At 40.9% G+C, this 22927-nt stretch carries 21 protein-coding genes; 5 read left to right on the top strand and 16 right to left on the bottom strand.

What is annotated here, in order from left to right; all coding sequences use genetic code 11:
• Positions 1 to 59: 59 nt before the first annotated feature.
• The 10 genes from fabG to K7X70_RS13440 all read right to left on the bottom strand — a co-directional run bounded on the left by fabG (position 60) and on the right by K7X70_RS13440 (position 9581).
• A complete protein-coding gene (gene fabG / locus K7X70_RS13485) occupies positions 60 to 803 on the bottom strand; it encodes a 3-oxoacyl-[acyl-carrier-protein] reductase (protein WP_062550379.1) in 744 nt (247 codons plus the stop codon).
• Between the two features lie 33 nt (positions 804 to 836).
• Entirely contained in the window at positions 837 to 1889 is a 1053-nt protein-coding gene (locus K7X70_RS13480) for an agmatine deiminase family protein (RefSeq protein ID WP_222537550.1), read from the bottom strand.
• On the bottom strand, positions 1873 to 2748 hold the full coding sequence (locus tag K7X70_RS13475; RefSeq protein ID WP_187665882.1) for a carbon-nitrogen hydrolase: 876 nt from the start codon (positions 2746 to 2748) through the stop codon (positions 1873 to 1875). Before K7X70_RS13475 ends, K7X70_RS13480 begins: the two co-directional genes overlap by 17 nt.
• A gap of 81 nt (positions 2749 to 2829) precedes the next feature.
• Positions 2830 to 3033: a cysteine-rich CWC family protein gene (locus K7X70_RS13470; RefSeq protein ID WP_222537549.1), complete on the bottom strand. Its 204-nt coding sequence runs from the start codon at positions 3031 to 3033 to the stop codon at positions 2830 to 2832.
• 459 nt (positions 3034 to 3492) lie between these two features.
• Complete coding sequence (locus K7X70_RS13465) at positions 3493 to 5871, bottom strand: ribonucleoside-diphosphate reductase subunit alpha (RefSeq protein WP_222537548.1); 2379 nt, start codon at positions 5869 to 5871, stop codon at positions 3493 to 3495.
• 110 nt (positions 5872 to 5981) lie between these two features.
• Complete coding sequence (locus K7X70_RS13460) at positions 5982 to 6956, bottom strand: ribonucleoside-diphosphate reductase small subunit (RefSeq protein WP_222537547.1); 975 nt, start codon at positions 6954 to 6956, stop codon at positions 5982 to 5984.
• 374 nt (positions 6957 to 7330) lie between these two features.
• Positions 7331 to 7702, bottom strand: a complete 372-nt coding sequence (locus tag K7X70_RS13455; RefSeq protein WP_255607178.1) for a septal ring lytic transglycosylase RlpA family protein — start codon at positions 7700 to 7702, stop codon at positions 7331 to 7333.
• Between the two features lie 136 nt (positions 7703 to 7838).
• Entirely contained in the window at positions 7839 to 8324 is a 486-nt protein-coding gene (locus K7X70_RS13450) for a methionine-R-sulfoxide reductase (RefSeq protein WP_222537545.1), read from the bottom strand.
• A 141-nt stretch (positions 8325 to 8465) separates the two neighbouring features.
• Positions 8466 to 9338 carry a succinate--CoA ligase subunit alpha gene (gene sucD, locus K7X70_RS13445; protein ID WP_062550384.1) on the bottom strand — a complete coding sequence of 291 codons (873 nt, stop codon included), beginning with the start codon at positions 9336 to 9338 and terminating at the stop codon, positions 8466 to 8468.
• Positions 9339 to 9362: 24 nt separating this feature from the next.
• The gene (locus tag K7X70_RS13440) at positions 9363 to 9581 is read right to left on the bottom strand and encodes a hypothetical protein (protein WP_222537544.1); all 219 of its coding nucleotides are present in this window, start codon (positions 9579 to 9581) and stop codon (positions 9363 to 9365) included.
• On the opposite strand from K7X70_RS13440, the gene K7X70_RS13435 reads away from it, so the two are divergent.
• Complete coding sequence (locus tag K7X70_RS13435) at positions 9580 to 10008, top strand: hypothetical protein (RefSeq protein ID WP_222537543.1); 429 nt, start codon at positions 9580 to 9582, stop codon at positions 10006 to 10008. The two genes, K7X70_RS13440 and K7X70_RS13435, sit on opposite strands and share 2 nt — an antisense overlap.
• 164 nt (positions 10009 to 10172) lie before the next feature.
• Here K7X70_RS13435 and K7X70_RS13430 read toward each other — a convergent pair whose 3' ends face one another.
• Positions 10173 to 11945, bottom strand: coding sequence for an ABC transporter ATP-binding protein (locus tag K7X70_RS13430; protein WP_222537542.1), 1773 nt, complete (start codon positions 11943 to 11945; stop codon positions 10173 to 10175).
• Between the two features lies 1 nt (position 11946).
• The gene (gene truA, locus K7X70_RS13425) at positions 11947 to 12714 is read right to left on the bottom strand and encodes a tRNA pseudouridine(38-40) synthase TruA (protein WP_222537541.1); all 768 of its coding nucleotides are present in this window, start codon (positions 12712 to 12714) and stop codon (positions 11947 to 11949) included.
• An 83-nt stretch (positions 12715 to 12797) separates the two neighbouring features.
• Between truA and K7X70_RS13420 the strand changes: the two genes are divergently transcribed.
• Entirely contained in the window at positions 12798 to 13256 is a 459-nt protein-coding gene (locus K7X70_RS13420; RefSeq protein ID WP_222537540.1) for a DUF4293 domain-containing protein, read from the top strand.
• Between the two features lie 84 nt (positions 13257 to 13340).
• Positions 13341 to 15248, top strand: a complete 1908-nt coding sequence (locus K7X70_RS13415; RefSeq protein ID WP_222537539.1) for a DEAD/DEAH box helicase — start codon at positions 13341 to 13343, stop codon at positions 15246 to 15248.
• Between the two features lie 85 nt (positions 15249 to 15333).
• Here K7X70_RS13415 and K7X70_RS13410 read toward each other — a convergent pair whose 3' ends face one another.
• From K7X70_RS13410 to K7X70_RS13395, 4 genes are all read right to left on the bottom strand, one after another.
• Entirely contained in the window at positions 15334 to 15654 is a 321-nt protein-coding gene (locus K7X70_RS13410) for a hypothetical protein (RefSeq protein ID WP_222537538.1), read from the bottom strand.
• 51 nt (positions 15655 to 15705) lie between these two features.
• The gene (locus tag K7X70_RS13405) at positions 15706 to 16704 is read right to left on the bottom strand and encodes an NAD(P)H-dependent glycerol-3-phosphate dehydrogenase (RefSeq protein WP_222537537.1); all 999 of its coding nucleotides are present in this window, start codon (positions 16702 to 16704) and stop codon (positions 15706 to 15708) included.
• 75 nt (positions 16705 to 16779) lie between these two features.
• On the bottom strand, positions 16780 to 18126 hold the full coding sequence (locus K7X70_RS13400) for an efflux RND transporter periplasmic adaptor subunit (RefSeq protein WP_222537536.1): 1347 nt from the start codon (positions 18124 to 18126) through the stop codon (positions 16780 to 16782).
• Between the two features lie 44 nt (positions 18127 to 18170).
• Positions 18171 to 19625: a TolC family protein gene (locus tag K7X70_RS13395; protein WP_222537535.1), complete on the bottom strand. Its 1455-nt coding sequence runs from the start codon at positions 19623 to 19625 to the stop codon at positions 18171 to 18173.
• A gap of 87 nt (positions 19626 to 19712) precedes the next feature.
• On the opposite strand from K7X70_RS13395, the gene K7X70_RS13390 reads away from it, so the two are divergent.
• Positions 19713 to 20330 carry a polysaccharide deacetylase family protein gene (locus K7X70_RS13390; RefSeq protein WP_222537534.1) on the top strand — a complete coding sequence of 206 codons (618 nt, stop codon included), beginning with the start codon at positions 19713 to 19715 and terminating at the stop codon, positions 20328 to 20330.
• A gap of 275 nt (positions 20331 to 20605) precedes the next feature.
• Entirely contained in the window at positions 20606 to 22882 is a 2277-nt protein-coding gene (locus K7X70_RS13385) for an aconitate hydratase (RefSeq protein ID WP_062550393.1), read from the top strand.
• The last annotated feature ends 45 nt before the right edge of the window (positions 22883 to 22927 follow it).

Raw genomic sequence — 22927 nt, 5'->3', positions numbered from 1 at the left:
CAGAACACCGATACTCCTTTTTAAAGTTCTTTAAGCGCTTAATAAACGCAGAAAATCTCTTATAACATTCCTCCGCAAACCGACAATACCTGTCCTGTCACGTAAGCACTCATATCAGAAGCTAAAAACACGCAAACATTTGCGACATCTTCCGGCTCTCCTGCTCTTTTCAAAGGAATTCCTTCTTCCCATCCTTTGACTACTTTAGGGTCCAATACATCCGTCATTTCTGTACGGATAAAACCTGGTGCGACCACATTCGTACGAATGTTACGGGAACCTAGTTCTTTCGCTAAAGATTTAGAAAAACCGATGATACCTGCTTTAGAAGCGGCATAATTCGCTTGTCCGGCATTACCTTGAACACCTACTACAGAGCTCATATTGATGATAGAACCTTTACGGGCTTTCATCATCACTTTAGAAGCAGCTTTAGAAATGTTAAACACAGATTTAAGGTTCACATTGATTACATCATCCCAGTTTTCTTCGCTCATGCGCATCAGTAAACCGTCTTTAGTAATCCCTGCGTTGTTCACTACAATATCTAAAGCACCAAAATCGGCAACGATATCATTGATCAATTGATCTGCTTCAGCAAATTTCGAAGCATCTGAGCGGTAGCCTTTCACTTTGGTACCGAAGCTTTGCAGCTCTTGCTCTAATGCTTCACCTTTTTCTACAGAAGACAGGTAAGTAAAAGCAACGTTTGCACCTTGCTCCGCAAATTTCTCCGCAATCTTACGGCCGATTCCTTTTGAAGCACCGGTGATCAATGCTGTTTTTCCTTCTAATAATTTCATTATAAATATGTTTGGTTAATATGATTGTAACAATTAAACTGCCGGCTCCTGCTGACTCAAGCAATGGAAACTTCCCAATCCCCAGATAATATCTGTAGAATCGATGCCTACTACCTTTCTATCCGGGAAAACCTCCTGAATAATTTTCAATGCTTTCTCGTCGTTCACATCCCTGAAAGTAGGAACGATCACTGCTGCATTCGCAATATAGAAATTTGCGTAAGAAGCTGGTAAGCGCGTATCCTCATGGATTACTGGAGAAGGCATTGGCAATTTCACAATATTCAAAGGCCTGCCGTCCAGTAAACGCATTTCTTTCAATGCTTCCAGGTTTTCCTGTAAAAGAATATAGTTTTCATCCAATGGGTTGCTTTCTACTACCGTTAAAACGGTATCTTCATTTACAAAACGGGTGATGTCATCGATATGACCATCTGTATCATCTCCAACAATACCATCACCTAGCCAAAGGATTTGCTCAGCACCATAGAACTCCAATAAATATTGTTCTATCTGTTCCTTTGTCAAATGAGGATTTCTATTTTCATTTAACAGGCAAGCGGTGGTGGTTAAAATTGTTCCTGCACCATTAAATTCTACCGAACCACCTTCCATAACAATTTCAGGAAGGTACAGCGGCAAGTCAAAATGCCGGGCAATTTTCGTTGGGATCACGTCATCCAGATCAAATGGCGGATATTTACCACCCCAGGCATTATAACCCCAATCTACTACTGCTTTTTGATCTTTTGCTGCGTTCAACAAAAATGCCGGACCATGGTCTCTGCACCAGGCATCGTTGGTTGGGTTCATAAAAAACTCCACCTGACTTAAATCGGCACCTACTTTTTCCAGTTCTGAAATGGCAAAAGCTTTAGTTTCCTCATCATTGATGTTGATTCTTACCTTTTCGCCTGTGGCTACAATTTTGATGAACTCGCAGTAAGGGCCATAAATCGTGTCCAGTTTTCCTGGCCATGAGGCTTCCTTATGTGGCCAGCTCAACCATGTTGCTTCGTGTTTTGCCCATTCGGCAGGGAAACTGTATCCTGCTTTCTTGGGACTATCATTAAATAGATTCGTCATCTATATATCTTTTGGTGATTTGTGAATAACTATCGATACGTCTGTCGCGTAAAAACGGCCAGTGCGTCCTGTAGCTGTCAGATTTTGACAAGTCCAGTTCTACTACTTTCAATTCTTCTTTGCTATGGTCTGCCTGATACAACAACGTTCCGAAAGGATTGGAAACGAATGATCCGCCCCAGAAAGCAACGCCAGCTTCTTCACCTACGCGGTTGATGCTCACTACAGGAACACCGTTCGCGATTGCATGAGCGCGCTGAATCATTTGCCATGCATTGTACTGTTCTACATTGGTGGCTTCATCCTGAGTAGTTGCCCATCCAATTGCGGTTGGATACACCAGGAAATCTGCACCCATTAATGCGGTTAAGCGGGCAGCTTCCGGATACCACTGATCCCAGCAGATCAATACCCCAATTTTAGCGAATTTAGTTTTGAATACTTTATAGCCTAAATCACCAGGGGTGAAATAGAACTTCTCATAAAATCCTGGATCATCTGGGATGTGCATTTTACGATATTTACCCAGATAAGCACCATCAGCGTCTAATACGGCTGTGGTATTGTGGTAAAGGCCTTCTGCTCTTTTCTCGAATAAAGAAGCTACGATCACTACATTCAGCTCAGCAGCAACTTTCGACAGCACATCTGTTGATGGGCCTGGAATTGCCTCTGCGAGTTTAAAGTTTTCATAATTCTCTTCATCGCAGAAATACAATGAAGTAAATAATTCCTGCAGACACACGACCTGTGCACCCATAGCGGCGATTTCTCTGATCTTAACGATCGCCTTATCTAGATTCTCTTGTTTATTACCGGTACAACTCATCTGCACCAATCCAACCTGTACTTTAGCCATTCTATGAAATTTTGTGATACAAAGTTAGCAGAAAATAATTTCCACTCTAATTGTTATTTGAAAGATGTGTGGGCCATGAAATTAAGCGGATACCAGGTCTCTATATTCCTGCTGAAGTTCGAACAAACATTTCGCACATAAACAGCTTTCATAATGTTCGCTGATGTACTGTACTTCATTCAGGTTGAGCTGGACTGAACTGCACTGACATTTCGTGTAGGAGTTGGCCTTACACTCTATAGGTGCACCGCAACGTTCGCATGGAATAATTTCGTGTTTGGCCATTATTTCACAAAGATACGAGATCGCAGATGAAGCTGTGTAAACGTTAATAAATATGACAAAAGCCTTATTTACAAGTAAAAAGCATGTGGATAACCCTGTGCAAAACCTGTGGGTAACGCGTTAGCAACCTGTTGGCAGTCGGTGAACAACCTGTTTGTAACTCATCACCTGCTGTGGGAAACCTGTGGGTAACTTTTAAACGTGTGGATAACCCTGTGTAAAACCTGTTGGCAAGCTGTGGGGAACAGGTTAGTAACCTGTTGGTAATTCTAAAAAAACCGTGGAGAACAGTGGAAAAAGAGCATTCAATTGTGTAAAATCCAGGTAGAAGCTGTGGACAAGCTGTGTAAAAACGAAAATCAAAATGTGGATAACCTCAGTTCAACAGGCATCATACAGCCATAAAAAAGGGGTAAGTTTTGAAGCTTACCCCTGATGGTTTATGCGTTTAGATTGGAATTAACCAGAGCAGCTAATGCAGCCTTCTTCCATTGAACAAACCGGGCCGTCAGTAATTTCTTCTACTACCTGCTCAATATGCTCAGGAATGACTGGCTCCATGTTTTTACCGGCTTGATTCTCTACTGTAAACTTAACTGCTTGTGAGGCAGCTTGTGTACGCAGGTAATACATACCAGTTTTCAATCCTTTTTTCCATGCGTAGAAGTGCATTGAAGTTAGTTTCGAAGTGTTCGGTGCATTGATAAACAAGTTTAGTGATTGCGACTGGCAGATGTAAACACCTCTGTCGGCAGCCATATCAATAATGCTGCGCATTTTGATTTCCCAAACTGTTTTGTACAATTCTTTAATATAATCAGGAATCTCAGCGATGTCCTGAATCGAACCATTTGCTAGAATAATTCTGTCTTTCATTGCTGGAGTCCAAAGGCCCAAAGCAACAAGGTCTTTTAGTAAGTGTTTGTTCACGACAACGAATTCACCACTCAATACCCTTCTGGTGTAGATGTTAGAAGTATAAGGCTCAAAGCACTCATTGTTTCCTAAGATCTGAGAAGTAGAGGCAGTAGGCATTGGCGCTACTAATAAAGAGTTATAGACTCCGTTTTTAACTACATTTTTGCGCAATGAATCCCAATCCCAACGGTTACTATCTGGCTGTACATTCCATAGGTCGAACTGGAACTTACCTTTCGACAAAGGAGAACCTTTGAAAGTTTCGTAAGGACCATTCACTACCGCAAGGTCATGAGAAGCAGTCATTGCCGCGAAATAAATCGTTTCGAAGATTTCTTTATTCAACTGACGTGCACCTTCGCTTTCGAATGGTAAACGCATTAAAATAAAGGCATCTGCTAACCCTTGTACGCCCAATCCGATTGGTCTGTGACGCATGTTAGAGTTTTGCGCCTCAATTACCGGGTAATAGTTGTAATCGATGATCTTGTTCAGGTTTAAAGTAGCCTGATAAGTCACATCATATAATTTTTGGTGGTCAAACTCACCGTTAATCACGTATCTAGGTAAGGCTAAGGAAGCTAAGTTACACACCGCAACTTCATCTTTAGAAGTATACTCGATGATTTCTGTACAAAGGTTCGAACTTTTGATCGTACCCAGGTTTTGCTGGTTAGATTTGCTGTTAGCCGCATCTTTATACAATAAATAAGGCGTACCTGTTTCGATTTGTGAATCCAGGATGGCGAACCATAATTCCTGAGCTTTGATCGTTTTACGGGCTCTTCCTTCTTGCTCATAACGCTGATAAAGTGCGTCAAATTCTTCACCAAAGCAATCTGCTAATCCTGGTGCTTCATGCGGACAGAATAAACTCCAATCGCCATTTTCTTCTACACGTCTCATGAATAAATCACAAACCCATAGCGCATAGAACAAGTCACGTGCACGCAATTCTTCTTTACCATGGTTTTTACGCAGGTCAAGGAAACTGAATACATCTGCATGCCAAGGCTCTAAGTAAATCGCAAAGGCACCTTTACGCTTACCTCCACCCTGATCTACATAACGTGCTGTATCATTGAATACTTTTAGCATTGGAACAATACCGTTACTTGTACCATTGGTACCACCGATATAAGACCCTGTAGCGCGGATATTGTGAATACTCAATCCAATACCACCAGCACTTTGAGAAATTTTTGCCGTTTGTTTCAGCGTATCATAAATTCCTTCAATACTATCATCCTGCATCGTCAATAAGAAACAAGAAGACATCTGAGGTTTTGGTGTAGCGGCATTAAATAAGGTTGGTGTAGCATGTGTAAACCAACGCTCACTCATCAGGTTGTAAGTTTTAATCACACTGTCGATATCTCCTTTATGAATACCTACAGAAACCCTCATGAACAAATGCTGAGGACGTTCTACAATCTGACCTTCGATTTTCAGCAGGTACGACTTTTCCAGTGTTTTAAAACCGAAGTAATCGAAACCAAAATCTCTGTCGTATATAATGGTACTATCCAGAATATCTGCATGTTCTTTAATCACTTCCCAAACATCATCTGCGATCAGTGAAGCTGATTTTCCAGTCTTGGCATCGATGTACAAATACAGGCTTTCCATCGTTTTTGAGAACGATTTTGTCGTGTTTTTGTGCAAGTTAGATACCGCGATACGGGAAGCCAGCAAAGCGTAATCCGGATGTTTCGTAGTTAAAGAGGCGGCGGTTTCTGCTGCAAGGTTATCCAGTTCAGAGGTCGTTACCCCATCATATAAACCTTCAATTACCTTCTTGGCAACATCAATCGGATCTACCAGTTCGACATTAAAACCGTAACATAACTTCTCAATGCGAGCCGTTATCTTATCAAACCTCACCGCTTCTTTACGGCCATCTCTTTTTATTACAAACATATTTTTCAGCTTTTTAGAGGTGCTGATCGGGAGGTGGTAAAGATCCCGGCAAAGGCACCGAATTTCAATTATTTATTTTAGGTTACTGTCCTCAAAAAGAGCACAGTATTTTAAAAGTCGTCATCTAAAGAGAAAGCTGCTGCTTTATCTTCTGCTGAAGTCAGGACACCGCTCTTCTGGTAATCTCCTACTCTTTTCTCAAAGAAGTTGGTTTTTCCCTGCAGCGAGATCATCTCCATGAAATCGAATGGGTTAGTGGCATTGTAGATTTTGGTATAACCCAATTCCTGCAGCCATCTATCCGCAACAAATTCAATGTATTGAGACATCAGTTTGGCGTTCATTCCGATCAGTGCCACCGGTAAAGCATCCGTTACGAATTCTTTCTCGATTTCTACTGCATCAGAAATAATGCCATGCACCTGCTCTTCGCTTAATCTGTTTTTCAACATGCCATATAATAAACATGCGAATTCACAGTGTGAACCTTCATCTCTGGAAATCAACTCATTACTAAAGGTCAATCCTGGCATCAGGCCACGTTTTTTCAACCAGAAAATCGAGCAGAAACTACCACTGAAGAAGATTCCTTCTACGGCAGCAAAAGCGACTAAACGTTCTGCAAAGCTACCATTTTCTATCCATCTCAATGCCCATTCTGCTTTTTTCTTCACACAAGGAACGGTATCAATGGCATGGAATAACCTGTCTTTTTCATCAGGATCCTTGATATAGGTATCTATTAATAAAGCATAAGTTTCGGAGTGAATGTTTTCCATCATGATCTGGAAACCATAGAAGCAGCGTGCTTCCGGAAGCTGTACCTCACTCATGAAGTTTACAGCAAGGTTTTCATTTACGATACCATCACTTGCCGAGAAGAAGGCCAGAATATGAGAAATGAAATGTCTTTCGCCATCATTCAAGTTATCCCAGTGTTTCTGATCATCGGAAAGATCAATTTCTTCCGCAGTCCAGAAGCTGGCTTCACTCTTTTTATACATTTCCCAGATTTCAGGATATTTAATTGGCAAAAGAACAAAACGATCTTTGTTTTCTCTTAATAATACTTCTTCTTCTTGCATAAGCATCTTTTTAATAAGGATAAATGTATAGAATAATTTAAAAGCGTCTTAGAATCCAGCGGACAAGCTATCCATACTCAGTTTTTAAATTGGATTGGAAGAAAATTCACCATCAATCTTAAATCACTAAATACTAAAGCTTTAACTAAAAATCCTGATGTGGTTTACTAAAGAACTTTACTATAACAAATATAAAGTCTGGCGCTCTGATTCCCTTACAATAGTTGTTAACAAGAGGTCATATTTATCAACACGCTGAAAAGAAATTGACACACTAATTACCTTGAATTTTGGTATTCATTTCTTTTTATCGATTACCATAGTTTGTAAACGATGTTAATAAATAGAGATTAAACCGAAATATTTAAGAAATCTTATTCTGATTCAAGCTGGTAGCTGATTTCAACTTTTGAATGGCCTTTACTGTAGAAGCCTAGTTTTTTTGCTGCACCGGCGGAAAGATCAATGATGTATTTTTTACTGTGGGGACCTCTGTCGTTCACTTTAACGTGGACTGTTTTACCGTTGGAAAGGTTGGTTACTTTAACCATGGTTCCGAAAGGTAGACTGAGGTGGGCTGCGGTCATTTTACTGGCCCGGTACCGGTGTCCGCTGGTGGTCCGGCGTCCTTCAAATTTCCTGGCGTAATAAGTGGCATAACCTGTTTTTGTGCGTACCGTTGTATCCGCTTCTATTGTTCCGCTGGTATTGTCGACTCCGGCAGAAATGCCTGTGAAAGACAACATCAAACATAAAAATAAGCAATACTTCATATTTACAATTGTTGGTGAAAGGACAAACATAAGCAAAGTACATCCGGATAAACAAGAAATGCCCAGCAAGTTATCACTGAGCATTATGGTAATTTCCAGAAAAATTCGATTATTTCTTATCAGGAACAAATGACATAGAAATAGAGTTCACACAGTTCCTTGTATTCTTGTTTGTGAAGCCTTCGCCAATAAATACGTGACCCAGATGTGCTTTACAATTTGCGCATACAATTTCGGTACGCATGCCATCTGCATCAGGAATTCTCAATACTGCCCCTTTGATCTCATCATCGAAGCTAGGCCATCCGCATTCCGACTCAAATTTATTCTCAGAGCGGAACAATGGAGCATTGCAGCGACGACAGATATAAGTTCCTTTTTCTTTATTATTCAGCAGCTTTCCGGTTCCAGGGTATTCAGTCCCTTTACCAACGATTACGTCTTCTTCAGCTTTGGTTAATTTATTCCATTCCATAGGATTCTTACTTGTTTTTTGGACTACTTGTTCTTTTTTCTCTTTTTGTGCACAGGCCGTTAGACTAGTGACTACCAGTAAACCGGCCAATATAAATGCTTTGTTGATCAGGGCTTTCATCGGTATCTCCTTTATTTAATACAATATACGGCTAAATGGTTTTTAAAGTTTTCCAAAACTGCCATAATACCGTCATCCTTAAATAAAAAAAGCTCCGATGAAAAATTCACCAGAGCTTTTGATTTATACAAGAAGATCTTATTATTTCTTCAATAAAGCAGCCATTGCTTCTCCGATTTCAGCAGGACTTTCTACTACACGGATACCACATTCAGCCATAATTTTCATTTTTGCAGCAGCTGTATCATCTTCGCCACCAACGATTGCGCCAGCATGGCCCATTCTACGTCCCGGAGGCGCAGTCTGACCAGCGATGAAACCAACAACAGGCTTAGTACCATGTTCTTTGATCCAAAGCGCAGCTTCAGCTTCCATGCCACCACCGATTTCACCAATCATGATGATACCTTCAGTTTCTGGATCGTTCATTAACAATTCAACCGCTTCTTTAGTAGTGGTTCCAATGATGGGGTCACCACCGATACCGATTGCAGTAGTAATACCTAAACCTGCTTTCACTACCTGATCAACCGCTTCATAAGTTAAAGTGCCTGATTTTGAAACCACACCTACTGTACCTTTTTTGAAGATAAAGCCTGGCATGATACCGATTTTTGCCTCATCAGCAGTAATGATACCTGGACAGTTTGGACCGATTAAACGGCAATCTCTGTCGGAAATATATTCTTTTACTTGAATCATATCCTTTGTTGGGATACCTTCAGTAATACAAACGATCACTTTAATACCTGCTTCAGCAGCTTCCATAATGGCATCTGCAGCAAAAGCTGGCGGAACAAAAATGATAGATACATTGGCACCGGCTTGATCAACCGCATCCTTTACCGTATTAAATACGGGCCTTTCCAAATGAGTCTGGCCACCTTTGCCTGGGGTTACACCACCAACAACGTTAGTTCCGTAATCTATCATTTGAGAGGCATGATAAGTACCCTCATTTCCAGTAAAACCCTGAACAATAACTTTTGAATCCTTATTTACTAAAACACTCATGTATCTATTTTTTTTTGTGCAAATCTAAGCTAATTGGAATGGATTGTCAAATTCATTACCATTTTTATTACAATCCATTTTTATTTTTGATGGCGATCTATTTTCATTTTTGGCAAGGCGTCTTTTTCTTTCCTTTTGGATCATCCAAAAAACACCCATTTCCACTATCAGCCAATCATTGTTACAAATTTTTTGATAATTATGACAAATACCACTTTCTTTACAAAAAAAACTTCCTGCCATGAGCCCCCTTAATATCGTATTCAAAATCACTAACATAGGAAACGGAAAATTCCTGACGACCAAAAACGAAGTGAACAACCTGATTGTAGACGTGATCAACAGAAATCCAACACAGCCTTCTAATATTTTAAGAGCACTTACGATTAAAGAATTCCAGGAAGCTCCGACCGCAAAGAAAGTCCTCACCAGCAATGAATATTTTTTCATCAGCGAGATCACAGATGTGGAAATCGCCATTACTTACCTTCCTAAGGAAAAAGCGCTTTCAGATCAGTTTTATACCCAATGGAGATTTGTACAGCTGTCTGAACCCTATAAACTCATTCAATATCTGGATGAAAATAAAGTAGTCGTTTACAGTGAAAGAACAAAAGTGATTCACACGATTAAACTAGACAAAACGATTAGTGTAATCGTGAAGGACTAAAGAGGAACTGCCCTCCTCCAATAGTATCATATCAAAGGGCTGGCTAAGCCTCTTCAGGCAAACTGGCCCTAGCAGGGCCCTACCAGCCCACTACCAAGACCCTGTTTAGGCCCAATAAGTGCGCCGGACTACAAGGTCACAATTCTGAATATTTAATTCTTTTTTTAGGTCGATACTATTCCGCCAGAATTGAATTGAAGGTCATATAATCGCTTATAGTAGCCATCCAGTTTCAACAATTGCTGGTGTGTTCCCATTTCCTTAATCTCCCCTTTATCCAGCACCAGAATCTGATCTGCTTTCTGAATGGTAGACAAGCGGTGGGCGATTACGATAGAAGTTCTTCCTTTCATCAAGTTTTCAATGGCCCGCTGGATCAGCATTTCTGTTTCCGTATCCACCGATGAAGTGGCTTCGTCCAGCACTAAAATAGATGGGTTATACACCAATGCCCTGATAAATGAAATCAGCTGTGCTTGTCCGGCAGAAAGCGTAGCACCGCGTTCCATCACATTATATTGATAACCGCCCGGCAATCGCTCTATGAAATCATGAGCGCCTACCTTTTTAGCGGCATCCACTACTTCTTCCATTCCAATTTCCGGATTGTTCAGGGTAATGTTGTTAAATATAGTATCCGAAAACAGGAACACATCCTGCAGTACGGTTGCAATATTTTTTCTAAGAAAATCCAGTTTATAATCCTGAATTGGCACCCCATCAATTTTAATCTCCCCTTTCTGAATTTCATAGAACCTGTTCAGGATATTAATGGTTGAAGATTTACCGGCACCGGTAGCGCCTACCAGGGCAATGGTTTTTCCTGCCTGCACCTCAAAAGAGATGTTTTTCAGTACATAGTTCTCATCGATATAGGCGAACCATACCTGATCAAAAGTAATAGAACCAGCCATTTTTGCGGGCGCATAAGTGCCTTTATCCTCGGTATGTTCATCGGTATCCAATACTTTGAACACCCTTTCGGCACCAACCATCCCCATCTGCAGGGTATTGAACTTATCCGCAAGCTCCCTGATCGGACGAAAAAGCATACTAATGTATAAAATAAACTCAGCAATAGTTCCAGGTGTCACATCCATTGGCTTAGCCAGGATACTTTTTGAGCCATACCAAACCAGTAAGCCCAATGACATTGCAGAAATGATCTCTACTACCGGAAAAAATATAGAATAATACCAGTTAGAACGGATATTGGCATCGCGGTAACGGGCATTGATTTTGACAAACTTTTTATATTCCTGTTGTTCTCTGGCGAAATACTGGATGATAGAAACACCAGAAATGTGCTCCTGCAAATACGTATTCAGGTTGGAAACCTCAGTCCTGATTTCCTGAAAGGCAGATTTGATCGCTTTTTGAAAAACGGAGGTGGCGATCATGAGCAAAGGCATGGGCAGCAATACCACAAAAGTTAAAGCCCAATCTCTGTAAATCATGACGCCAATGATGACAATCACCATCAGAATATCTCCGATGATCACAATCAGTCCTTCGGAAAAGATCTCTGCAATGGTTTCGAGATCGGAAACGGTACGGGTGATCAATTGTCCGATTGGGGTATTGTCGAAATATTTTAAGCGCAGTTTGGTGATGTGGTTGAATACATTGATCCTGAGGTCACGAATGGCCGATTGCCCGAGGGTATTGGTCAGCAGGGTCTGGCTAAATTGAATTCCTGCCTGAACCACCAGCAGCACCAGCATCAGGATCGTCATGTTTAGCAATCCGCTGTACTCCCCCTTCATGATATAATGATCCAGTGTATATTGAATCAGGAAAGGTCTTGCAGGCGCAATTAAGGCCAGCAATATTGTCAATACGATTGCCCATATAAAGATAGTACGGTAAGGTTTTACGTATTGAAAAACTCTTTTCAACAGGCCAACATTTAACGCATCACCACTTATTTTAGACATATCAATAGGTTACATAAGGATAAACAACACTTACTAAATAGAGTCCGCATGCAGGAACTGATTGTCCGGCATTACTTCTATTTTTTTGCTCCATAATCTCCTGAAAATCCTTTTTCTTGATTTCCTTTTTACCCACACGGATTAAGGTGCCCACAATGGCACGTACCATATTCCTCAGAAACCGGTCTGCGGAAATCGTAAATTTCAATCCGCCTTCTATTTCTTCAAAATAAGCGGCCGTCACTTTACAGTTATTGGTAAAGGTCTGGGTATTGGATTTACTGAAGCAGGAGAAATCGGTATGTTCCAGAATCAACTTTGCGGCCTCATTCATGGCTGCCACATCCAAATCTCCTTTAAACAACCAGGAACGATCCAGTTTGAAAGGATCTTTATGAAAATGGAGGTAATAATGATAAGCTCTTTGCGTGGCATGGAAACGGGCATGTGCATCATCTGCGACTGGGAAAACTCTTTTCACTGCAATCTGGTAAGGCAGCAGGGAATTGATTCCTGCGATGGAGCGTTCTACTTCAACCGGCTTATCCGATAGGATTTCCAGGTCGAAATGCGCAAAAAACTGGGTCGCATGAACTCCTGCATCGGTACGGCCGCAGCCTAAAGAAGCTACTGGCTGACGGAAATAAACGGACAAAGCTTTGTCCAGGCATTCCTGTACGGTGACTGCATTCGGCTGAATTTGCCAGCCGTGGTAAGCCGTCCCGTTATAGGACAATTCCACAAAATATCGTTGTATGTTCGGTTTCAATAGGGCAAATTTAAACTTTTGGATCAAGATATTGATTGCTTAGTATGGCCCTTTTAATATATTTGTTGAAATTATTGAAAGATATGATACAAAGAGTACAATCAATTTGGCTGCTATTGGCGGGCCTGACTATATTACTTTTATTATTTGTTCCGATTGTGAGCAGCCAGTCTAATGGTTCAGAATATTGGATTCTTGCGACAGGCTTATACCAGAAAACAAATGGTGTTGCGGGAAAAATCGAATACTTCAAGCCATTATTTATGAATACGGTTGCGGTAAGTATGCTGTGTTTGGCTACGATTTTCACTTTTAAAAACAGAGTCGGACAAAAACGTTTAATTATTTTTGCGATGGTTTCTACACTTTTTTTAGGTTTTTGGGTCTATGATGCGGCACAAAATATGCCTGGTGGAATCGCTTCAGTAAACCTTGGTATTGGTGCTTTCTTACCCCTTATCAGCCTAATATTTTGCGCATTAGCGATTCGCGGAATCCGAAAAGACGAGCAATTATTGAAGTCTGCAGATCGGCTCCGATAATTAATTACCTCATTTTTATTTAGTTACGCACAAGTGAAATGCCAATAATTAACTGTATCTTTGCGGCTTAATTATAATAAATACATGATAAACCCATTTAAATTATTGGGGATAAGTGATGACGTTGTTAATGCTGTAAAGGATTTAGGTTTCGAAAATCCAACACCTATTCAGGAACAAAGTATTCCTGTGCTGTTAGAGGGCAATAACGATTTTGTTGGTTTGGCCCAAACAGGAACAGGGAAAACAGCCGCATTTGGCTTGCCGCTGTTAGAATTGATAGACTTTAAAAGCAATAAGCCTCAGGCATTGATTTTATGCCCTACGAGAGAGCTTTGCTTACAGATTACTAATGACATCAAGAATTTCTCAAAAAACATCTCTGGTGCTAGTGTAGTTGCCGTTTACGGTGGCGCTAACATTATGCAACAGTTGCGTGAGATTAGAAACGGTGTACAAATTGTTGTGGCTACACCTGGTCGTATGTTGGATATTATTGGCAGAAAAGCTATTGATTTCACGAATGTGAAATATGTAGTTTTAGATGAAGCTGATGAGATGCTGAACATGGGCTTCCAGGAAGACATCAACGACATTTTGTCTACCACTCCTGACGACAAAAAAACTTGGTTATTCTCCGCTACTATGCCTCCAGAGGTTAGAAGAATAGCGAAAAACTACATGGACTCTCCAGTAGAGTTAACCATGGGTACCAAAAACACTGGTAACGTAAATATTGAGCATGAGTACTATATTGTACGTGCTAGAGATAAATACGCTGCTTTAAAACGTATCGTAGATTTTAACCCAGAGATCTTTGCGGTAGTGTTCTGTAAAACCAAAATGGATACACAGGACGTTGCTGAGCACTTGATCAAAGACGGTTATAATGCAGATGCTTTACACGGAGATTTATCTCAGCAACAACGTGATAAAGTAATGCAGCGTTTCCGTGAGCGTAACATGCAATTGTTAATTGCTACTGATGTTGCGGCACGTGGTATTGACGTTCAGAACGTAACACACGTTGTGAATTATTCATTGCCTGACGAAATTGAAAGTTATACCCACCGTTCTGGTCGTACTGGCCGTGCTGGTAAAACGGGTATTTCTATCTGTATCGTTAACTCTAAAGAACTTGGAAAAATCCGTCAGATTGAAAGAATCATTGGTAAACCATTTACCAAAGCTACTTTACCTACAGGTTTTGACGTTTGTGAGAAGCAATTATTTGCTTTGGTACACAAGGTTCACAATGTAGAAGTTAACGAATCTCAAATTGAGCAATACATCCCTAGAATTATGGATGAGTTTGCTGAATTGAGTAAAGAAGAAGTGATCAAACGTTTTGCATCTTTAGAGTTTAACCGCTTTTTAGAGTATTACAAAAACGCTCCTGATTTGAATTCTTCGGCTGATGATCGCGGTGAGAGAGGTGAACGTGGAGAGCGCGGTGAAAGAGGTCCAAGAAACAGTGAAGGTTACACCCGTTTGTTTATCAACTTAGGTTCGGTAGATGACTTTACAAGAGGTGATTTATTATCTTTTGTTTGTAACAACGGTAAAATCAGTGGAAAAAGCATTGGCAAAATCGACTTAAAAGGTGTGTATTCATTCTTTGAAGTAGAAGATGCAACTGTAGAATCTTTATTCAATAATTTCAAGGGTGTTGAATTCAACAACCGTGGTGTTAGAATTGAGAAAACTGCTGATGGAGACGGTGGCGGCGAACGTCGTGGTGGCGGTGAGCGTCGTGGCGGATTCGGTGGCGGTGGCAGACGCGAAGGCGGAAGTTACGGTGGCGGAAGAAGCGGCGGTGGCGATAGAAGAAGCAGCGGTGGTGGCGGCAGACGCGAAGGCGGAAGCGGCGGCGGTGGTTTCAGAGATTTCTCTGGAAGAAGCCGTGAAGATCGTGGCGGAAACGCTGGTGGTGCAGGCAGACGCGAAGGCGGAAGCAGTGCTGGTAGCGGCGACAGAAGACGTAGATCTTAATCCCATATCATACAAAAAAGCCGGTTTCCATATGGAGACCGGCTTTTTTAGTAAATCAGGTTTTTCAACCTGTATCTTTATGCGATTAACTTTTCTTTTCCGGTCTGTTTTTAATCTGAGATTCTTTCAGATAAATCCTGTTTCCTTTTTTATTGATATAATACTTCTTGTTTTTACCGTTGATGTATACATCAGAACCATCCGGTGCCATTTTTCCTTTATAAGTTTTATCTGCAACCTTTGAAGCTCCTTTTACAGCTACTTCTGCAGTTTTATTCCCTACTTTGGTAGCGGTTTTACCGATGGCATGGCCAACGGATTCTTTTTTCTCCTGCGCAGTGGCGTTAAAAGCGAATGCGGTAAAGCATGCCAATGCCAGTCCGGCAACTAAAATTTGTTTTCTCATAGCACGATGTTATTTTTATGATCTGATAACAAGTGATTTGAGGAATTGTTTTTAATTGAGCTGTTCGGTGAGCAGCTGCATTTCCTGCTGTGGGGCATGCTGTTCATAAAGAATCGCGTATACAGCTCTGCTGATGGGCATATCTACTTTATACTTGAGGTTGATGTGGTGCATACATTTTACGGCGTAATAACCTTCTGCCACCATATTCATTTCCAACTGTGCAGATTTCACGGTATAGCCCTTCCCTACCATGTTTCCAAAAGTACGGTTCCTGCTGAACTGAGAATAAGCGGTGACGAGTAAATCTCCCAGATAGGCAGACTCTTTAATGTCGCGGTCTATAGGGTGTACTGCATCCACAAACCTTTTAATCTCACGAATGGCATTGGAGATCAATACGGCCTGGAAGTTATCGCCATAACCTACACCATGACATATTCCACTGGCTACTGCGTAAATATTTTTCAATACCGCAGCGTATTCCGTTCCAAAAATATCGTCGGAGACATTGGTTTTGATGTATCTATTGCGGAGTAACCCGGCAAAGACTCCGGATAATTCTTCATCTAAACAAGCAATGGTCAGGTAAGACAGCTTTTCCAGTGCCACTTCTTCTGCATGGCATGGGCCGCTAATCACCACAATATCTTTCAATGGTACCTGATATTTCTGCTGCAGGAATTCACCGATAATCTGGTTTTCATCTGGGACAATCCCTTTAATGGCAGAAATGATTTTCTTACCCTTTAACAGTTCCGGGGTTACTTCTTTCAGTGTTTCTTTTAAAAACGCAGCAGGAACATTTAAAATGATGTAATCCGACTGCTGAATGATACTCACGATGTTACTGGAGATATGGGTATCAGGAAGCCTGATTTCAACAGAACTCAGGTAATTTGGATTGTGTTTATACTTTTGAAGGTGGTCGATGGCGATTTCATTGCGCATCCACCAATAGATTTCTTTTGGTGTTTCATTGTCTGAAAGCATTTTTACAATAGCAGTAGCCCAACTACCCCCACCAATCATTGCAACTTTAGGTATCATACAGTATTAAATAAAAAAACCCCGGTTATTGTTTTAACCGGGGCAATTTACTCATTTAAATAGGATTGAAAAAGTTTACTTTTTGTCTGGATTGACAAACAATTGATCTTTAGTAGTTTTCTCTACTTTCATTCCATCTTTCAATTTATTCTGAATGGCGGAGTATGGACCCGATACGACTTCTTGTCCGGCTTTCACACCACTTTTAATAATGATATACTGATCGTCCTGAATGCCAGTCGTTACTTCTACTTTTTTAACTGTTCCGGCATTGAAAATATAGACGAATTGTTTCACCGTTTTATCGGTTAGTTTTGTTTTTTGCTTGTCTGCATTCTGGTCATTTTCATTGCCTTTATCTTCTGCTTTTTTACTTTCTGTAAATACAGATTGGATTGGAATGGCCAGGCCTTTCTCTGACTGACTCATGATGTCTACCGTTGCCGATAAACCTGGTCTGAATGGAGAAGGAAGATCTTTAGCACCACCTTTAACGCCTTCATAAGAATCAGCAAGGATTCTGATTTTCACGACGAAATTGGTCACCTGATCTACAGAGGTCGTTACTGAACCAATATCTTTAGAAGAACTTGCAATTTCAGTCACTACACCTTTGAATTTTTTATCTGCAAAAGCATCTACTTCGATTTTTGCACTATCGCCAACATTTACCCTGTTGATGTCATTCTCATTTACATCTACGTTTACTTCCATCGTAGTCAGGTTAGAGATCCGCATAATTTCAGTTCCAGCCATCTGTGCAGTACCCAAAATACGGTCACCTAACTCTACAGATAGTTTCGAGATCACTCCATTAACCGGTGCATAAATTGTTGCTTTTGCTAAGTTTGCATTTGCCTCCTGAACATTTGCTCCTGATTGCTCCAATTGGAATTTAGCCGCAGTATAGTCTTCTTTAGACCTGGCAAGATTTGTTTTTGCGGTTAAGTAGGCCGCTTTAGCGGCATCAAACTCCGAAGCAGAAATTACTTTCTTTTTGAACAGTTCTACATTACGTTTGTAAGTCGCCTCAGCATTCACAAAATTACCTTCATTTTGTTTCATTACCTGTAAGGCAGAAGCCACACTTGCTTTCTGTGAACTGTAAGAAGCTACGGCTCTATCATAACCCGATTTCAATACATCCGGACGAACTTTAATCAGCAGCTGACCTTTTTTAACGACGTCACCTTCTTTCACTAATAGTTCTGTCACCTCACCGGAAACCTCAGAACTTAATTTCACTTCGGTTTCAGGTTGCACCTTTCCACTCGCAGTAACGGTTTCAGTTACGACACGCTCCGCAGCTTTTTCAATCGTCACTTTTTCAATCTTCTCACCACCAATAACGCCCGTAAGCTTTAAAGTAACGACTACAGCAATGAGGATGCCTAGTGTAATGAGTATCGGTTTTAGTTTCATTTGTTTTTGTTTATATATTTATATCAATCGGATCTTGTGAAGGCTTAAAAAACGATCTGTTTGCCCAGGTAGTAATCAATTACTTTAGCCCTGAATATTAAATCGTATTTCGCCTGTATCATGTCGACCTCTGCTTTATTCATGTTGGACTGTGAAGTACTGAAATCTAAAGAATTAACCAATCCAACTGCATAACGCTGCTCAATAACGTGGAAAGCATCTTTTTGTGCGATAAAAGTATTGGTAGTTGCGCTTAAACGGCCTTCTGCGGCTTTTAAATCGGCAACGGCCTGATAAATCACTTTATTTAAATTGTTTTTTGTTAGTTGTTCTTCGGCCAGGCTTTGCAGGTGGTTAATTTTTGCCTTTCTTACCGTTGATCTAGCCTGGAAGCCATTAAAGATTGGAATTTGCAGGGAAAGACCTACATATTGACCAAAGTTATCACGGATCTGATCATCAAAATGATATTTTTCACTCAGCGTTCTGAAGATAGGGGTATTTACAATCGCACCAGAACCTTCCACCACTCCTACTGGTGACAAACCAATCACTTCATTAGTACGTGTAATTTGGTTTCTGCCACTCGACCAGTTCGTGCTTAAACCTGCACCAAAAGATAAGGTAGGGTAATAGTTTCCTTTCGCTACTTCAATGCCTCTTTTTGCGGCTTCAGCGCGCAAACCTGCCAGTTTGATATCCGGGAAAAGCTTCATAGAAGATTCGTAAATTTCCTCGGCATTGCCGCTGGAAGCGGCAGGTGTCACAAGGTTGGACAATGGGGCCTGGACTTCATACTGTGTAGCAGAAGGGACATCCATCAATTGCGCCAGCGTCAGGTAAGAAATGCTTAGTGCATTGACTGCATTGGTCACCGTCAGATCGGCAGTTGCCAATTGCGATTTTGCCTGAGAAAGGTCTGCGAGTGTTTTATTCCCTACATCTAAAAGCTGCTGTTCTCTATCCAGCTGCGCTTTAGCCACAGCCTGCTGTTCTTTTGCCGCTTTTAGCAGGTCTTTATTGTAAAGAATCTGCAGGTAGCTGGTTACGACTTGTAAGACAAGATCATTTTTAATCTTTTCGGTATTGGTTTTATCGGCACTCAGTAACAGCATGTTCTGCTTGATCTGATTGACCTTCTGAAAGCCTTGAAAAATATTCACTCCTGCGGATAATCCGGCATTCAGAGAGGAGAACTTGGAACTGTTAAAGGCATTGGTGGATGGATCCACACTACGTCCGAAGTTAACATTGTAACTGCTGTTACTATTTAAAGTAGGCAGTAACGCATTTTTAGACTGTTTTAAATTTTCGTCAGATAGGCTCTCACTAAATTTGGATTGTTTTACCTGAAGGTTATTGTTCAAGGTTTTATCAATCGCATCCTGAATGGTAATCACTTCTTGTGCGTTGGAGCGCTGCACAGAACCTGTAATCAATGCTAATGACAAAACTAAGCTGAGCTTGGGTAACGCATTAAAACTGGTAAACTTTCTCATAATTTTAATTTCACAATAATAATATAAACAACTAACTGATTTTGCAAATTTCGCAGATACACCAAGTGTAATTTGTTACATTTGGGGATGTATCTGGTTAAATCTCCGTTATTATTGAAATGGTATTACCCATCTCTGGTTTGGCACAAAACCCGAGCTCAACGCGTCATTTATTTAACCTTTGACGACGGACCTATACCGGATGTTACAGACTTTGCACTAAAAACATTAAAAAGCTTTAATGCGAAAGCCACCTTTTTTTGTATTGGCGATAATATTCAAAAGCACCCTGCGATCTTCGACCAGTTGAAAGCGGATGGGCATGCGATCGGCAATCACACCTTTAACCACTTAAAGGGCTGGAAAACGGATGACCAGACCTACCTTGAAAACTTCAGGGCTTGTCAGCAGCTCACCAATACCAATTTATTTCGCCCGCCTTATGGCAGGATTAAAAAGTCACAGATTGCGGGCCTTCGGGCGGAGTTCCCTGAGCTTCAGATCGTGATGTGGGATGTGCTGAGCGGCGATTTTGACGTACAGCTTGCCCCTGAAAAATGTTATGAGAATGTAATCAGACATACCCGTAACGGCGCTATTATTGTTTTTCATGATAGTCTGAAGGCTTTTGACCGGTTAAAATACACTTTACCTCGTGCATTACAATATTTCAGCGATCAGGGCTATCAATTTGCTACCTTATAATTTCCAAACGGCTTAAGCCAAGCTCAGGCCAAGAATAAAACCCTCGATATTTCACTGTTTTCCTGCACCTTAGCTCTGGATTGTGTTTTTTTACTGTTCATTACTGAACAGCGCTGTTCGTAAATGACCAGTATCTGGTATTACCGGCATCGGCCCGCTTTATTTAGAATATGTATAAATAATATAATGATCCACAGATGATGGCCTGCACCTGTTTTTTTTCGTAAATTCGCTACAAATAATAAAAATACTTACCCTTTTAACACATATTATCAATGGCTTTTGATATAGAAATGATCAAAAAGGTGTATGCAAACTTTGGCCCCCGTGTAGAGGCGGCTCGTAAATTAGTAGGCAGACCTTTAACACTTTCAGAAAAAATTCTTTACACCCACCTTTGGGATGGTAATACAAATACTTCTTATGTAAGAGGTACTGATTATGTAGATTTTGCTCCTGACCGTGTGGCCATGCAAGATGCTACTGCACAAATGGCTTTATTGCAATTTATGCAAGCGGGAAGACCAAGAGTAGCTGTTCCATCAACAGTTCATTGCGATCACTTAATTACTGCAAAATATGGTGCTGAAGTAGATTTACCAGCAGCAAATACAGAAAGTAAAGAAGTATTTGACTTCCTTGCTTCGGTTTCAAATAAATATGGTATTGGCTTCTGGAAACCAGGTGCGGGTATTATTCACCAGGTAGTATTAGAAAACTATGCTTTCCCAGGTGGTATGATGATCGGTACTGACTCTCACACTGTGAATGCAGGTGGATTAGGGATGGTAGCGATTGGTGTAGGTGGTGCTGATGCATGTGATGTGATGGCAGGCTTACCATGGGAGCTTAAATTCCCTAAATTAATCGGTATTAAATTGACTGGTAAATTGAGTGGATGGGTTTCTGCGAAAGATGTCATCCTTAAAGTTGCGGGTATCCTTACTGTAAAAGGTGGTACTGGTGCAATTGTAGAATATTTTGGTGAAGGTGCCAGCAGCATGAGCTGTACTGGTAAAGGAACCATTTGTAATATGGGTGCTGAAATTGGCGCAACTACCTCTACATTCGGTTACGATGAGAGCATGGAGCGTTATTTACGTGCAACTGACAGAGCAGATGTTGCGGATGCAGCAAATGAAATTAAAGAACATTTAACAGGTGATGCAGAAGTTTATGCAGAGCCGGAAAAATATTTTGACCAGATCATTGAGATCAACTTATCAGAGCTTGAGCCTTATTTGAACGGCCCTTTCACTCCGGATTTGGCAACGCCAATCTCTAAAATGAAAGAAGTAGCTGCAGCAAACGGATGGCCAATGAAAATCGATGTTGGTTTGATCGGTTCTTGTACGAACTCTTCTTATGAAGACATTTCACGTGCAGTAAGTATCGCGAAACAAGTAGATGAAAAAGGCCTAACTGCTAAAGCAGAATACTGTATCAACCCAGGATCTGAGCAGATTCGTTTCACGATTCAACGTGATGGTTTCTTAGATGTATTCGAGAAAATCGGTGCTAAAGTATTCACAAATGCCTGCGGACCATGTATTGGTATGTGGGACAGAGTTGGTGCAGAGAAACAAGAGAAAAACACCATCGTTCACTCATTCAACAGGAACTTTGCGAAACGTGCCGATGGTAACCCAAACACTTTTGCTTTTGTAGGTTCTCCAGAATTGGTAACGGCATTGGCTATTGCTGGTGATTTGAGCTTTAACCCATTAACAGATACCTTAACAAATGCAAATGGTGAGCAGGTAAAACTGGATCCACCACAAGGATTTGAATTGCCTCCAAGAGGTTTTGACGTGGATGATGCAGGTTATCAGGAGCCAGCGGCTGATGGTAGTGCGGTACAAGTATTGGTTTCTCCAACTTCACACAGGCTACAATTACTTGATCCATTCAAAGCATGGGAAGGTACAGACCTTAAAGGTTTGAAATTACTGATCAAAGCAAAAGGTAAATGTACTACGGATCATATCTCTATGGCTGGTCCATGGTTGAAATTCCGTGGTCACTTAGACAACATCTCTAACAATATGTTGATCGGTGCGGTGAACTATTTCAATGAGAAAACTGACAACGTTAAGAATGAACTGACAGGCGAATACGGTCCTGTTCCAGCAACTCAACGTGCTTATAAAGCAGCAGGTATTGGTACTATTGTAGTTGGTGATGAAAACTATGGTGAAGGATCTAGTCGTGAGCACGCGGCAATGGAGCCTCGTCACTTAGGTGTTCGCGCGGTATTGGTAAAATCTTTTGCCCGTATCCATGAAACTAACTTGAAAAAACAAGGGATGCTTGGCTTGACGTTTGCAAACAAAGAAGATTATGATAAAATTCAGGAAGATGATACCATTGATATCGTTGGCCTGACAACTTTCAGCCCTAATGTTCCATTAACATTGGTGTTAAACCATGCTGACGGTACTAAAGAGGAAATCGTTGTAAACCATAGCTACAATGCTCAGCAAATTGAATGGTTCAAAGCAGGTGGTGCATTAAACATCATCCGTAGAGAAGCAGCAGAGAAAAACGCATAGACGTTTCTTCGGAGTTCGATATAAAACGGGCTGGTCATTTCAAAT

The sequence above is a fragment of the Pedobacter polysacchareus genome (assembly GCF_019802255.1).
GTDB classification, from domain to species: domain Bacteria; phylum Bacteroidota; class Bacteroidia; order Sphingobacteriales; family Sphingobacteriaceae; genus Pedobacter; species Pedobacter polysacchareus.
This window is presented reverse-complemented; position numbering and strand designations above follow the sequence as displayed.